Source organism: Enterococcus sp. DIV2419 (assembly GCF_051711865.1).
Lineage (GTDB): Bacteria > Bacillota > Bacilli > Lactobacillales > Enterococcaceae > Enterococcus > Enterococcus faecalis.
The window spans coordinates 2,245,153-2,260,343 of sequence record NZ_JBIONS010000001.1 but is presented as its reverse complement, the minus strand read 5'-3'; the positions used below and the strand labels follow the sequence as shown (position 1 = coordinate 2,260,343).

The window sequence follows — 15,191 nt, the reverse complement described above, 5'->3', positions numbered from 1 at the left end:
GGAAACGTGCAATGAAACAAAAAACAGTCACTTTAATAGGGTTGTTCTTTCTGGCAATTCTGATTGGTGTCGCAAGTCCGACCGTATACGCCGAAAATAAAGAACAAGACAACCATACTTTTACACAACCTTTTCAAAATAAAACAATCTCTTTAACAGGTACTTCTGTCCGTAGCACCATGTATTTTACAAAAATTGATTATTGGGACGTAAAAAAAGCATCATTCAATATGACCTACCAAATCACACAATTAAAAAATAATCAGACCTCAGATTTAACTGTGGCAGTTAATGGTGTGAAGTTTTATTCTTGGCGTCCTGAAAATACGACTGGTATTCAACAAAAGACGATTGAAATCCCTTTGGAACTGATTAAAGAGACAAATACATTGACTGTTGAGGGCCAAATTATTAATCAGGCAGGAAACGATATGTATAATTTAATTGAAACTCCGGCAAATTGGTTAACGATGTATGAAGGATCTAACGTAAACTTCCAATATGATTTACAATTACCAGAGAATACGATTCATTCTTTTTATAATCATTTTGTGGGAGCGGACACGATTGCGAATAAACACAGTGTTATTTTGACACCAGAAAATGCATCGGAAAAAGAATTAGCTGCAGCGACCCATGCGTTAGCTGGTGCTGCTCGTTTGATTACTACCTCAGAAGAATTGTTGCCAATGGCTTCTTTGAACAAAGAACAGTCAGCACCCTATCAGTTGATTATTGCCAGCTATGATAAATTACCAGATCAGTATAAAAGTCAAATTGATAGCAAACGTGTGGCGGACCAGGCTGTCTTAAAATTTTTCAATCAACCAGATAAGCATGTTTTAGTAGCTACTTCTAAAGATGAGGACTTACTTGTTCGTGCGGGACGTTATTTAGCCAACTATGAATTAATGACCCAAACAGATAAAGAAGAGACAACAGTTGATGAGAATACCGATACGTTTAGTTCAACTTTAGAATTTGATGGAAATTATCCATTAACCTCAACGGGGGACAAGCTAGAAGGGGCCTATCACCAAGAACAAACGTACTTTGTCAATTTACCAGTGGATCGAAATAACGCCAATGGAAGTCGCGTGCATTTACATTTTAAATACGCTGAAAACTTAGATTTTGATTCTTCTTTAGTGACGGTCTATGCCAATGATAAACCAATTGGCAGCAAGAAATTAAGCGCTGCTCGTGCAAACGGTGATGAATTAAATCTCGAATTTCCAAAGAACTTAGAAATTGCTGATAGTTTTGTTTTAAAAGTTGCTTTTGATTTGAATGTTAAATCACCAGAAGTTTTACGAAATGGTCAGACTCCATGGGCCTTTATTGAAAATAATTCGAATGCGTTTATTCAAACAGAAGAACTGAATGACATATTATTTAACAACTATCCGAACATTTTTATCAGAAGCCGTTCTTTTGCTGATTTAGCGATTTTATTACCAGAAAAAATGGACGACAACTATTTTAAAGTGTTGACCAATTTATTTAACTTAATTGGTAATTATGCCGAAAGTAATGTCGGTGAGATTACGTATTATAAAAAAGCGCCTAAAAATGCGGCATTAGAAAATCATAACTTGATTATTTTTGGTACGCCTAAGGATAATCCGATGATTCGTAAGTTAAACGATCAGTTATATTTCCATTATGATAAGGACTTCACACGTTTTGTTTCAAACGAGAAACTGAGTATCGAAAAAGATTATGGTAAACAAATCGGTACGGCGCAGCTAATGTTTTCTCCATATAATGCGAAAGCCGCGGCGTTAATCTTAACGGGAGCTAAATCACAAGGTGTCTTTTTAGCCTCTACACAAGTGAATACAGAGAAGAATACTTCTATGTACAAAGGAGATGCCATTGTGGTCGATCCGAACTATCGTCGCTATGATTATCGTTTCAAAAAACGTGTAAGCAACGTTAGCAACGAATCATTAGGTAAACGAATTGTCAATAATCATAAATTAATGATTTATCTATTTGTCTTCTTAATTGGTATGACTATTATTGGATTAAGTGCGTTCTTCATCGTGAAGAAGAATTTGAAAGGTGGGGAATAGAGTGAATCAAAAACGAGTGACCTTACTTTTGGATTTAACTTTGTTGGTAGGAATTGTTTTGGTTGTCGGCACAACCATCTTTATGGCCTTAGGAACGAATGATTTCTTTGTGGACTTAAGTTGTCTATTAATTTCAGTTATCTTAATTATCGTTACCTATTTTGTAGGAATTACAGCGGGGTTAACATTTTCGCTTATATTTATTTTTCTACAATTGACTTATGTTGTATATCAGTATGTCTATCATGATTTGTTTAGCTATGGCTCATTATTTTGGCTAATCATGCCGCCACTCTACTGTTTAACAATCTATGCAGTGACTTATCAAATTCGTATGATTCAAGAAGAAAATATTCGTTTACGTAAAGAAACTTCTCAGTTAAATGCGTTAGATGCAGTAACTAATTTAAGAACAGCAAAAATGTACGAAGAAGGATTTGATTTATTTTCTGATATTTCTACACGTTATGAAGCGCCGTTATATTTAGTCGTGATTCGAGTGGCCTATTGGGAAAGTATTCGTAACTTATTAAGTCCTGAACAAAAGAATGAATTGCTACAAATCGTGACAGCGGCGATTAAAGAGACAACGGATGATCGCTTCTTACCATACTTTATCGACGGCACACCGCCGACTTGGGCGTTATTAATTTTCCGCGATGGGGATGACGGATACACTACTAGAAAAGAATTCAAACAACAAGCTCAAGAGAAATTTGCCCATTCTGAAACCTTAAGGAATATTACTTTGACATTACAAGTTTCCTATACCAAATATGATCCTGCCGAATTTAACAACGCTTCAGAATTTTTAGGGGATGGAATTAATTCTCTTCAATATGATGTTTAAAAAGAAGGCAAACAAATGACTGAAAAACTTGCTGTTTTTACAGGGAAATTAGCAGAGGCTGGTGTGTTAAATGAGACACAGCCATTGTCAATGCGATTACATTTAGAAAATATTCAAGCAGAAAGTGATCCAGAATCTATTGTGCCCTTATTTTCTCATGGGGTAATTTTAAACATACTTGTTGAACAGTTAGAGGAAAGTATCCCACTGTCTCACTTGAAAAAAGGGACCAAAGTCCGTTTCACAGTCGTGGGCTTGCCACCGATGACTATGTCGATTCCACCGCATATTGGTGGGCAAGCGATTGAATTGATAGAAGAAATCTAAAAAGCTTCTGCATTAGCTATGATTAGTAGCTAATGCAGAAGCTTTTTTATTCAAAGGTCATTCTTTCAATTCGATCGAACGCTTCCTTTAATAAATCTAAACTTTGTGTTGCGGCTAAACGAATGTACTCATCGCCCGTTGTTTCACCAAATGCTTTTCCAGGAATCACTAATACCTGTGTCTCTTTTAAAAGCTTTTCCACAAAAGGAACGGAAGTTAGTCCGGTTTTTTGAATGTTAATGAAGGCGTAAATACTTCCTTTGACTGGATGAAGCGAAAGGAAAGGGATCTTTGCTACTCGTTGGGCCACATACTCTAAACGTGTTTGGAACACTTCAACGATTGGGTCTACAAATTCGTCAAAATGTTGTAACGCATAGATTCCTGCTTGCTGTGACAACGTAGGCGCAGAATACGTAACGCCTTCATTAATTAATTTAGCTACTTCGTTAATATAGTCTGGGGCAATCATATAACCAATACGCCAACCAGTCATTGCAAAGGCTTTTGAAAAGCTACCAAAAGTGATAGTATTTTCTGGAGCAAACGTAGCCATGGGAGTAAACGTTTCTTGGAAACAAAAGGCTTCATAAACTTCATCTGAAAGAATGTATAAGTTGTGTTCAATCGCTACCTGTGCGATTTCTCTGAAAGTTTCTTCAGAGAAAACAGCGCCTGTCGGGTTATTCGGTGAATTTAGAATAATCGCTTTGGTTTTAGGCGTGATTTTTTCTTTCAAAAGAGCTACATCAATTTGGAAACCATCTTCTTCATAGGTTGGTAAAAAGACCGGAACGCCATCTGCTAAAAGGACTTGGTCTTTATAAGGAGAGAAATAAGGTTCATGAATAATCACTTCATCTCCAGGATTTAGAATCACTTGTAAGGCAAGGTACATCCCGTGTAGAGCGCCAACTGTGGCCCGGACTTGATTCGGTTGAAAAGATAATTGATAATGTGACTGATAAAACTGAATGACCGCCTCAATGAATGCCTCGCTACCATCAGAAGCGGTATATTTTGTATGCCCATTTTTGGCATCGTTAGCTGCTTGTTCGATAATCCGCTCATCGGTAATTAAGTCAGGGTCACCAATCGATAAATCGATTAAATTTGGGGTCTTTTTCGCCAATGTTGCAATATCCATGAGTAAATTTTCAGTAGGTTGTTGGTAACGTGTTGCGATATTCTTGCGATCCATACCAGGTGCTCCTTTTTATAAAACTTTTCTTAGAAAATCTTGTGTTCTTGGGTTTTGTGGCGCATCAAAAATTTCTTCAGGTGTGCCTTCTTCTTGAATGATTCCTGCATCCATAAAAATGACACGGTCCGCAACTTCTTTTGCGAAGCCCATTTCGTGGGTAACCACCACCATTGTCATCCCTTCAATAGCTAAATTTTTCATAACGGATAGCACTTCGCCCACCATTTCAGGGTCTAAGGCAGAAGTTGGTTCATCGAACAGCATCACGTCAGGGCGCATGGCTAAAGCACGAGCAATCGCTACCCGTTGTTGTTGCCCACCAGAAAGTTGAGCGGGATAATTTTCTTTTTTATCTGATAAACCAACTTGTTCCAGTAAAGAAAGAGCATGTTCTGTGGCTTCGGCAGCGGCTTCTTTTTTTACTTTAACAGGACTAATCGTTAAGTTTTCCAAGACATTTTTATGCGGGAAAAGATTGAAATTTTGGAATACCATTCCCATTTTTTGACGAAGTTGATCAATGTTGGTATTTTTATCTAATAAATTTTTTCCTTCAAATTCAACGCTGCCACCAGTTGGTGTTTCTAATAAGTTCAGGCAACGTAAAAAAGTACTTTTACCACTACCAGAAGGGCCAATAATTACGACAACTTCACCAGCTTCAATTTCTAAGTCAATTCCTTTAAGTACTTCATTTTTTCCAAATGTTTTCTGTAAGTTTTTAATGTTAATCACTAGTACTCATTCTCCTTTCAGCAACACCTAATAGACGTGAGATAGTAAAGGTTAGGACGAAATAAATCAACGATACAATTAAGTAAGGTAGGAAGGGTTTAAAACTTGCTCCTTGAACGTTGCCAGCTTGGAAAATTAGTTCCGAAACACCAATGACTGAAACAACGGAAGATTCTTTAATTACTGTAACAAATTCATTGCCTAACGCTGGTAAAATATTTTTAATAGCTTGTGGGAAAATGATGTATCGCATTGCTTGGTTTTGATTCATTCCCAAAGAACGAGCAGCTTCCAATTGTCCTTTATTAACTGCCTGAATACCAGCACGAATAATTTCTGCTACATATGCACCACTGTTTAGAGAAAGGGCAATACAACCAGCTGCTACTTTTGATAAGTCTAAACCAAGAACGCCTGTCCCGAAATAGACAATAAAAATTTGAACAAGCAAAGGAGTGCCACGAACATATTCGATATAAGCAATGGCAATGCCACGTAAAATTTTGGAATTGGCTAACTTCATTAAGGCAAGTAATGCCCCTAAAATGGCACCAAACAAAACACCAATGAAAGCTAGGAAAATGGTATAGCCTGCACCGTTAAGGTAGAACTTTCCATACTTTTGTAAAAAGCTTTGATCTTTTTGGAACATTAATTGATTGGCTTCTTTTTTATAACCGTCCATTAATTTTTGATCATTAATTTGTTTAATAGAGGCATTTACTTTCTCCGTCAAAACGGGCGCATCTTTAGGAAAAGCAACGGCAGTATCTTTTGAGCCTTTTTCAAAGGTAACATCAGCAAAAGCTAAATCCTCATTTTGAGAAACATAGGCTTCGCCAACCGGTTCTTCCATAACGACTGCATCTAATTTATTATTTTTTAGATTCATAATTAAATCTGGAATTTTTTGAAGAGAAGTAGGGACAGCACCGGTTAATTCGGTTTTAATTAATTCTTCTTGTGTCGTTTGCTTTTGGGCACCTGCACGAACGCCTTCGAAATCTTTAGTGGAATGAAATTTATCTTTGTCTTCTTTCCGAACAATGACTCTTTGTTGAACATTCATATATGGTTGAGAAAAAGCTACTTCTTTTAATCGTTCAGGCGTTGGCGACATGCCTGAGATGACCATGTCAATCTTGCCAGTTTTTAAGGCCCCTAACAGAGCATCGAAGCCTAGTTCTTCGATTTTTAATTTAACGCCTAAATCGTCGGCAATTTTTTGAGCAATAGAAATATCAAAACCGACAATTTTATCTTCACCATCTACTTTTGCATGAAATTCATAAGGGGCATAGTCTGCGGATAAGCCGACAACTAGTTCTCCCTTTTGGATAATTTTGTCATAGACTGGATCGTTTTCGGCTGCAAAAGTTTCTTTAATAGGTAATAATGAGAGCAACAAGAATAAAATTGGTAAAATCGTCTGTAGCCATTTTTTACATTTGGTCATTTGCGTAAACTCCTTTTTGTATTATTTTTATAAATATTCAAAAAAAGCGAATAAATGTATAAAAATTTATTGTGTTATGATGTGGTTTATCATATCATAGAATATGTAAAAGGAAAAGTAGTAGAGTTGAAAAAATACAACTTTTTCAAAAAAAATTTCAAAAGTCAAAAATGAAGGGGATTTTCAAGATGGAACAATCATTAATTGTGAGAGGGACACCACAAGAGTATCTTTGCGAAATTGGTTCGTGGGAATTATTAGAAGGACAACTATTATGCAGAAATATTCATCGTGTATTCATTTTACACGGGACTGAGTCATGGCAAGCGGCAAAACCGTATTTTCCGACGTTTCAAAAAGTAACAGCTGTTTTTGAAAACTATGGAGGTGTTTGTACAGATCAACGTGTGCAAGAGTTAGAAGCGCAAGTGCTGGACAATCATTTAGAGGCCATCGTCGCTGTTGGTGGAGGAAAAGTGGCCGACTTGGGCAAAGCCTTAGCACACAAAATGGCGTTACCGGTCATTATTTTACCCACTTTAGCAGCTACTTGTGCGCCGTGTACGCCATTGAGTGTAATGTATCGAGAAGATGGAGCAATGGAACGGTATGACGTTTTTCCACAAGCAAACGCTTTGGTGTTGGTAGAACCAAGAGTGTTATTGCATTCGCCTCGGTCCTTAATGGTGGCAGGTATTGGGGATACATTAGCTAAATGGTATGAAGCAGATGCGATTATTTCGCAGTTAGACGTCCAAGTGTTACCTATTCAAGTTTCTCATTTTGCCGCGGAAAAATGTCGCGATATTTTGTTAAATGAAAGTATCAATGCTTTAAAAGCGATGGAAGAGCAACAATTAAATCAATCGTTTATTGATGTCATCGAAACAAATTTAATTATTGGTGGAATGGTGGGTGGCTTTGGCGATGATTATGGTCGGACAGCGGGTGCCCATTCCATTCATGATGCACTAACTTTGCTACCAGCTAGCCATCGACAATTGCATGGAAACAAAGTGGCGTATGGTGTGTTTGTTCAATTAGCCATTGAAGAGAAATGGCAAGAAATCGCTGAATTGATTCCTTTCTATCACCAACTAGGTTTGCCTATTTCTTTAAAAGAAATGGAGATGGACTTAACTGAAGCCGAGTATCAAGAAGTAGCAGAACGTGCTTGTATAGAAGGCGAAACGATTCATTATATGAAACAAAAAATTACCCCTGAAATTGTGAAAACAGCGATGCAAGATTTAGAAAAATATACAGCGACAAAATAAGTGCCAAACAGCAACTAGTTCATTTGAATTATTTGAATTAGTTGCTGTTTTTTAAGGATCCTTTTTTGAAAAAAGAAACCTTGAGAAATCCTTGCAAATTCAATAAAAAAAAAGTATGATGATGGGAGGACAAATTATAGTAGAAAGTAGGGAAATGAATGACGGAACCAGCCATTCGTTATCGTTTAATCAAAAAAGATAAACACACAGGTGCGCGTTTAGGTGAATTAATTACTCCTCACGGCACATTTCCAACACCAATGTTTATGCCGGTAGGTACACTTGCGACAGTTAAAACAATGTCACCAGAAGAATTAAAAGAAATGGGTGCCGGTGTTATTTTAAGTAATACTTACCATTTATGGTTACGCCCAGGTGAAGATTTAGTTGAAGAAGCAGGCGGTTTACACAAATTTATGAACTGGGATCAACCTATTTTAACTGATTCAGGTGGTTTCCAAGTCTTCTCATTAAGTGATATGCGGAAAATCGAAGAAGAAGGTGTGCATTTTAGAAATCATTTAAATGGTTCAAAAATGTTCCTTTCTCCAGAAAAAGCGATCAATATTCAAAATAAATTAGGATCAGATATTATGATGAGCTTTGATGAATGTCCACCATTTGATGAAAGCTATGAGTATGTCAAACGCTCGATTGAACGGACTTCTCGTTGGGCTGAGCGTGGCTTAAAAGCCCATGCGAATCCTGATAGACAGGGATTATTCGGTATTGTTCAAGGTGCAGGATTTGAAGATTTACGTCGTCAAAGTGCCAAAGATTTAGTGAGTATGGATTTTCCTGGCTATTCGATTGGTGGCTTATCTGTTGGTGAGTCTAAGGAAGAAATGAACCGAGTCTTAGACTTTACGACACCGTTAATTCCTGAAAATAAACCACGTTACTTAATGGGTGTGGGTGCCCCTGATTCATTAATTGATGGAGTGATTCGTGGGATTGACATGTTTGATTGTGTGTTACCAACACGTATTGCGCGCAATGGTACTTGTATGACTTCACAAGGTCGCTTGGTTGTTAAAAATGCCCAATATGCAAGAGATTTTCGTCCGCTTGATGAAAAATGTGATTGTTATGTTTGTCGTAATTATACGCGGGCCTATATTCGTCATTTGATTAAATGTGATGAAACATTCGGAATCCGTTTAACATCGTATCATAATTTATACTTCTTGTTAGACTTAATGAAAAATGTCCGTCAAGCAATTATGGACGACAATTTATTAGAATTCCGACAAGCGTTTTTTGAAGAATATGGCTTTAATAAATCGAATGCAAAAAGTTTCTAAAAATTAGAGGAAAAAACTAGTTCTTCAAGCATTTTTTTGATACAGTTAGTAGTGTGAATAATGCAGAGTGAGGTGAAACAAATGGGTGGCGGATTTACAATGATTTTTACATTAGTCCTTCTAGGAGGAATGATGTTTTTCATGACACGTTCTCAAAAGAAACAACAGCAAGAACGTCAAAAACAACTAAACGCAATGAAAACTGGCGATAGTGTTGTCACAATTGGTGGTTTACATGGTGTTTTAAGTGAAATCAACGAAAAAACAGTTTTAATCGATTGCGAAGGTATTGTCTTAGAATTTGACCGTGCAGCAATTCGAACTGTAACACCTGGAACTGCTGTTACAAATGATTCAGCAGTAACTAGTGTACCAGTCACAGAAGTTGAAGAGACAGTCACAGAAGAAGTAACTGAAGTTCCTGAAACATCAGATCCTTCAAAAGAAAAGAAAGACTAAACGAATCAACTAATTCATTTAATGGTTAGAGAGAGCGGAACAGGCTTTTCAAAGGCGAAACTGTGACCAGTAGTCACACGAGAAAGCCAATAAGAAGAGATAATTCCTATTCCGCTCGTGTCGTTTATCTTAAAATGTAGGACTAGGAAGGTAGGTCATTTGGACTTACGTCCTAAGTCCTTTTTAACTATTAAGTTTACAAAAAAGGTTCCTTTTTATAGTGTTGGAAGATAGTTAAAAAGTGAGCAATCTTTCGCTTGGTTGGAAGGAGAAGAGCCCATGACAAAGGAAAAATTAAGTTGGTTACAACAAAAAATGCTCAATAAAAGTATTAAAAAGAAGTGCCAAAATTTTCGTGAACTAGGTTATTCTTCCATCAACGAAGAAGATTTATTGACTTATTTACTCACCTATCGTTGGAAAAAAAAAACCCATTTATCTGTCAAAGACTGTCGCAAAGACATTCAGAAGGTTAAGCCGAATGAATTTTTTGACTATCAACAATTATTGGCACAGACATCAAAAAATCCTTTAAGGGACTGGCATGATATTGAAGACTTATTCTAGAAAAAAGAATAGGTCTTTTTTTTGAGATAAAAAAAAATTATAAATAGTTGTGAAAAATATCACAAAAACTATTTACAAGATTCGTTTTATGTTGTATGATGTGAATGTGAAATAGTTAACAAAGTTTTTTTAAAATGAAACTCTTAGGAGGATGAACATGGTTAAAACAGTAAAAAAAGAAAAGACAGAAACAGTTGATGTTTCATCAATGATTGATGAATTAGCAACAAAAGCGAATGTCGCTTTAAAAGCAATGGAAGATTTTACACAAGAACAAGTAGATCACATTGTCCATCAAATGGCGATGGCGGCGTTAGACCAACATATGCCTTTAGCAAAAATGGCTGTCGAAGAAACTGGCCGTGGAATCTATGAAGATAAAGCAATCAAAAATATGTATGCATCTGAATACATTTGGAATAATATTAAACATGATAAAACAGTGGGTGTAATTAACAAAGACGAACAAACCGGCTTAATGGAAATTGCTGAGCCAGTTGGCGTGGTATGTGGGGTCACACCAACAACAAACCCAACGTCAACAACTATTTTTAAATCACTAATTGCCTTAAAAACAAGAAATCCAATTGTTTTTGCTTTCCATCCTAGCGCACAAAAATGTTCGGCAGAAGCGGCACGTATTGTACGAGATGCGGCGATTGCAGCAGGTGCACCAGAAAATTGTATTCAATGGATTGAACAACCATCGATTGATGCAACATCTGCTTTGATGAATCATCCAGGGATTGCCATTGTTTTAGCAACTGGTGGCGCAGGCATGGTAAAATCTGCGTACTCAACAGGTAAACCAGCACTAGGCGTTGGTCCTGGGAACGTACCAGCTTATATTGAAAAAACGGCTAAAGTGAAACGTGCGGTTAATGATTTAATTGTTTCAAAATCATTTGATAATGGAATGATTTGTGCTTCTGAGCAAGCGGTCATTGTGGATAAAGAAATTTATGCTTCTGTCAAAGCTGAGTTTGAAGCACACAATGTTTACTTCGTGAAACCGAATGAATTACAAAAACTAGAAGATGCAGTGATGAATGAAGGCAAATACGCAGTAAATCCAGCGATTGTCGGTAACTCTGCAGAAAAAATTGCTGAATTAGCAGGAATTAGCGTACCAAAAGGCACAAAAATTTTAGTCGCTGAATTAGAAGGTGCAGGTCCAGAATATCCATTATCAAGAGAAAAATTATCGCCAGTTTTAGCAATGATGAAATCAAACAATGCAGAGCATGCTTTTGAACTATGTGAAGCGATGTTAAACTTAGGTGGTTTAGGACATACAGCAGTAATTCATACAGAAGATGAAGAGTTACAAGTTGCTTTTGGTTTACGTATGAAAGCTTGTCGTATTTTAGTGAATACTCCATCAGCAGAAGGCGGTATCGGTAACATTTATAACGAAATGATTCCATCCTTAACACTTGGTTGTGGTTCATACGGGAAAAACTCTGTTTCTAAAAACGTATCAGCCATTAACTTAATTAATATTAAAACGGTAGCGAAACGGAGAAATAATATGCAATGGTTTAAATTACCTCCAAAAATTTTCTTTGAAAAAAATTCTTTACAATATCTACAAAAAATGGAAAATGTTGAACGTGTCATGTTAGTTTGTGACCCAGGTATGGTTCAATTTGGCTATGCAGATATCGTACGTAAAGAGCTACAAAAACGTAAAAATGATGTGAAAATCGAAGTATTTTCTGATGTTGAACCAAACCCATCAACAAATACTGTTTATGCAGGTACCAAAATGATGGTTGATTTCCAACCAGATACAGTGATTGCCTTGGGTGGCGGTTCTGCAATGGACGCGGCGAAAGGCATGTGGATGTTCTATGAACACCCAGATACAGAGTTCTTTGGTGCAAAACAAAAATTCTTAGATATCCGCAAACGGACATATAAAATTGCCAAACCAGAAAAAACACAATTTGTTTGTATACCAACTACTTCAGGAACTGGTTCAGAAGTTACACCATTTGCCGTTATTACTGATAGTGAAACACACGTGAAATATCCGTTAGCAGACTATGCGTTAACACCAGATGTAGCGATTGTTGATCCACAGTTCGTAATGTCTGTGCCAGCTTCAGTCACTGCAGATACAGGTATGGATGTTTTAACACATGCTATTGAATCTTATGTTTCCGTGATGGCTTCAGATTACACACGTGGTTTAAGTTTACAAGCAATCAAGTTAGTTTTCGATCATTTAGAAAATTCAGTGAAACGTCCAGATATGGAATCTCGCGAAAAAATGCATAATGCATCAACCATGGCAGGGATGGCATTTGCCAATGCATTCTTAGGTATTTGTCACTCTATTGCTCATAAAATTGGTGGGGAATATGGCATTCCACATGGTCGTACAAATGCGATTTTATTACCACATATTATTCGTTACAATGCGAAAGATCCATCAAAACACGCAATGTTCCCTAAATATGATTACTTCCGCGCCGATACTGATTATGCAGACATTGCAAAATTCTTAGGCTTAAAAGGAAATACTACCGCAGAATTAGTAGAAGCTTTAGCAACAGCAGTAGCAGACTTAGGTAAATCAGTCGGAATTGACATGAACTTGAAAGCCCAAGGTGTCTCACAAGAAACATTAGACACAACGGTTGATCGTATGGCAGAACTTGCATATGAAGACCAATGTACAACTGCAAATCCGAAAGAACCATTAATTAGTGAACTAAAACAAATTATCTTAGATGCTTATGTAGGATAAAAGAACTCAAATAAAGAGACCAGAACATTAATGTTCTGGTCTCTTTAACGTTTTGCGAAAACAGTGCTGTCGATACCACGGTTATGACACCAATTAACTAAAACTGGATCGAGGACAAGTGCAGTACTCGTCAATTCTTCTGTCGTCTTTTTTCCTAAAAGAGTATAAAGCATTTTCACTTCTTCTTGCCATTGCTGTACAAGGGCTAGGGTATTTTCTAAACCATTTTTACTCATAAGGGAAGCTAAGATAGTCCCAGCAACTCCCATGCTTTTGGCACCTAAAGCGAGTCCTTTGACAATATCAAGAGAGTTACGCACACCGCCAGAACCGAGAATAGTTAGTTTCTTTTGCCAATTTTGTGATTCCAGAAGAGAGATGACCGTTGATTGCCCCCAATCATCTAAGAAAGAAAGTTCTCGTTTCTTCCGCCGGGCATTTTCAATTTGTGTAAAACTCGTTCCGCCTTGGCCGCTCACATCCGCTGCTTGAACGCCGATAGAGGTAAGTTTTTCTAAGGTTTCTTGGCTCATGCCAAAGCCAACCTCTTTGACAATGACAGGCACTTCTACGGCCTGTACGATAGCTTCAATCTTGGTTAGCCAATTAGTGAAATCACGATCTCCTTCAGGCATGACCAATTCTTGGGGCACATTTACATGGATTTGTAAGGCATTCGCTTGAAATAAATCAAGCGCTCGCTTTGCTTCTTCCACACCCAAACCTGCACCAATATTGGCAAAAATGAGTCCATCTGGGTTTTCTTTTCGCATAATTTGATACGTATCCGCTAAACTAGCATCTTTTAACGCTGCCGAGACAGATCCTGTCGCAACTAAAAGGCCAGTTTCTTTGGCAATAATGCCTAATTGCTGATTAATTTCTTTTGCACGCTGACTACCACCTGTCATTGCATTGACATAAAAAGGTTGGGGAAGCTGAAAAGAAAGAAACGAAGTGGAAATATCCACTTCGTTAACAGCGGATTCAGCAAACGATTGGTGAACAAAACGCACACGATCAAAGTCATTACTTTTTTCTTTGTGGAACGCTTTAGCTAATGATAGATGTTCATCTTTTCGATTCATGCTTCTCCTTACACTCCTTTTGACCATAGGTATAGACGTGAAGTGGCAGTGGGGTAATTCCGTCTTTTTCCCAAGCAGTCATTAATGGTAAAATCCCAGATTTTTGGCGGAAAATTACAATCCCACAATCGCCCCCGCCAGCGCCAGAAGATTTCGCAGCTCCTGTATAAGATTCAGCCAAATCACAAAGATTTTTCAAGGCTTCTGTTTCGATTACCACACCAGTCAGTGAAGATAATTCGGCGAGTAATTGGCGATTTTTAGTAATTTGTTTTTGAATAACAGAAATTTTTCCTGTGTTAAAGCCATTAATCATTGTTTCGACACAAAGCCGACTTTTCATTAAGAACTGCTCATAAGCCGCTTGTTTTTCTTCTTTTGATTGATGGACTCGATCAACTAAGTCTGAAGTGGACGCAGGGCTACCTGTCCAACCAATTAGTAAACGTAGTTGTTTCGGTACTTTTAACGGAAAAATCATTAATTCAGGCCAGTCCATTGCTAACAAATCAGTTAATGTTTCAGTGGCTACTTTTTGATTGACCCAATCATGATCGAAGGTTGAAAAGGCAATCCAGCCCCCGTAACAGCTGGCGGCGATATCTCCGCAAGAACCATTTCCTTGAACGGCTAAGTGAGCTAATGCTGATAATTTGAAAATTTCCTCATTTTCCAAACCTAAATCATAAAAAATATTCAAGGCTTTGACAGTTCCAACGGTTACTGCACCGCTTGAACCAAGACCATATTTTCGTCCATTTGAACTATCTAATTCACTCGTCACTTTTAAATGATAAAATGACAATTCTTTGTTTTGCTCTTGCGCATATTTTTCAGTTAGATGAATCGCCGCTAAAACATAATGAAAAGGATTTTCGCGAATATCTAATACAAGCTCACCATTTCGGCGTGTCCAGCGAATAGGTAACGAGCTGTATTGTGCAGATTGAATACTGCCTTCATCTGTTGTTTCTTCGACAGTCACAGTTACGAATTGATCCACAGCAACGATAATGGCAGGGTGGCCAGGTTCAACAACGGCATATTCTCCTGCAATAAATAACTTTCCTGGCGTAGTAACTTCAATCATG

Annotated in this window: 13 protein-coding genes; 8 read left to right on the top strand and 5 right to left on the bottom strand. The window is 37.4% G+C overall.

Features of this window, described 5'->3' with window-relative positions:
- Positions 1-11 precede the first annotated feature (11 nt).
- From IGI97_RS10675 to IGI97_RS10665, 3 genes are read left to right on the top strand one after another with little or no spacing between them, the layout of a single operon-like run.
- Positions 12-2,078 (top strand): cellulose biosynthesis cyclic di-GMP-binding regulatory protein BcsB, encoded by a 2,067-nt coding sequence (locus IGI97_RS10675; protein WP_438738602.1) that lies wholly within the window; start codon positions 12-14, stop codon positions 2,076-2,078.
- On the top strand, positions 2,068-2,928 hold the full coding sequence (locus IGI97_RS10670; protein ID WP_048736942.1) for a hypothetical protein: 861 nt from the start codon (positions 2,068-2,070) through the stop codon (positions 2,926-2,928). The genes IGI97_RS10675 and IGI97_RS10670 overlap by 11 nt, the downstream gene beginning before the upstream one ends.
- 15 nt (positions 2,929-2,943) lie before the next feature.
- A complete protein-coding gene (locus tag IGI97_RS10665) occupies positions 2,944-3,255 on the top strand; it encodes a hypothetical protein (protein WP_438738600.1) in 312 nt (103 codons plus the stop codon).
- 46 nt (positions 3,256-3,301) lie between these two features.
- Here the strand turns inward: IGI97_RS10665 and IGI97_RS10660 are convergent, their stop codons facing one another.
- Genes IGI97_RS10660 through IGI97_RS10650 form a run of 3 tightly spaced genes read right to left on the bottom strand, consistent with a single transcriptional unit; the run spans position 3,302 to position 6,650 of the window.
- Complete coding sequence (locus IGI97_RS10660; RefSeq protein WP_086317691.1) at positions 3,302-4,456, bottom strand: pyridoxal phosphate-dependent aminotransferase; 1,155 nt, start codon at positions 4,454-4,456, stop codon at positions 3,302-3,304.
- A gap of 15 nt (positions 4,457-4,471) precedes the next feature.
- Positions 4,472-5,194 carry an amino acid ABC transporter ATP-binding protein gene (locus IGI97_RS10655; RefSeq protein WP_002355769.1) on the bottom strand — a complete coding sequence of 241 codons (723 nt, stop codon included), beginning with the start codon at positions 5,192-5,194 and terminating at the stop codon, positions 4,472-4,474.
- Positions 5,187-6,650: an ABC transporter substrate-binding protein/permease gene (locus IGI97_RS10650; RefSeq protein WP_002355770.1), complete on the bottom strand. Its 1,464-nt coding sequence runs from the start codon at positions 6,648-6,650 to the stop codon at positions 5,187-5,189. Before IGI97_RS10650 ends, IGI97_RS10655 begins: the two co-directional genes overlap by 8 nt.
- A 170-nt stretch (positions 6,651-6,820) precedes the next feature.
- Here IGI97_RS10650 and IGI97_RS10645 point away from each other — a divergent pair, with 170 nt between their 5' ends.
- From IGI97_RS10645 to adhE, 5 genes are all read left to right on the top strand, one after another.
- The gene (locus IGI97_RS10645; protein ID WP_002358821.1) at positions 6,821-7,927 is read left to right on the top strand and encodes an iron-containing alcohol dehydrogenase family protein; all 1,107 of its coding nucleotides are present in this window, start codon (positions 6,821-6,823) and stop codon (positions 7,925-7,927) included.
- A 158-nt stretch (positions 7,928-8,085) separates the two neighbouring features.
- Positions 8,086-9,231 (top strand): tRNA guanosine(34) transglycosylase Tgt, encoded by a 1,146-nt coding sequence (tgt, locus tag IGI97_RS10640; RefSeq protein ID WP_438738598.1) that lies wholly within the window; start codon positions 8,086-8,088, stop codon positions 9,229-9,231.
- A 60-nt stretch (positions 9,232-9,291) separates the two neighbouring features.
- Positions 9,292-9,690, top strand: a complete 399-nt coding sequence (yajC, locus tag IGI97_RS10635) for a preprotein translocase subunit YajC (RefSeq protein WP_002383336.1) — start codon at positions 9,292-9,294, stop codon at positions 9,688-9,690.
- Positions 9,691-9,951: 261 nt separating this feature from the next.
- Entirely contained in the window at positions 9,952-10,257 is a 306-nt protein-coding gene (locus IGI97_RS10630; RefSeq protein WP_161971860.1) for a post-transcriptional regulator, read from the top strand.
- A gap of 157 nt (positions 10,258-10,414) precedes the next feature.
- Positions 10,415-13,012 carry a bifunctional acetaldehyde-CoA/alcohol dehydrogenase gene (adhE, locus tag IGI97_RS10625; RefSeq protein ID WP_002388933.1) on the top strand — a complete coding sequence of 866 codons (2,598 nt, stop codon included), beginning with the start codon at positions 10,415-10,417 and terminating at the stop codon, positions 13,010-13,012.
- 44 nt (positions 13,013-13,056) lie between these two features.
- Here the strand turns inward: adhE and fni are convergent, their stop codons facing one another.
- Together fni and IGI97_RS10615 are read right to left on the bottom strand one after the other, a co-directional pair.
- On the bottom strand, positions 13,057-14,100 hold the full coding sequence (fni, locus tag IGI97_RS10620; RefSeq protein WP_002399734.1) for a type 2 isopentenyl-diphosphate Delta-isomerase: 1,044 nt from the start codon (positions 14,098-14,100) through the stop codon (positions 13,057-13,059).
- Positions 14,084-15,190 carry a phosphomevalonate kinase gene (locus tag IGI97_RS10615; RefSeq protein ID WP_002355777.1) on the bottom strand — a complete coding sequence of 369 codons (1,107 nt, stop codon included), beginning with the start codon at positions 15,188-15,190 and terminating at the stop codon, positions 14,084-14,086. Before IGI97_RS10615 ends, fni begins: the two co-directional genes overlap by 17 nt.
- Between the last annotated feature and the right edge of the window lies 1 nt (position 15,191).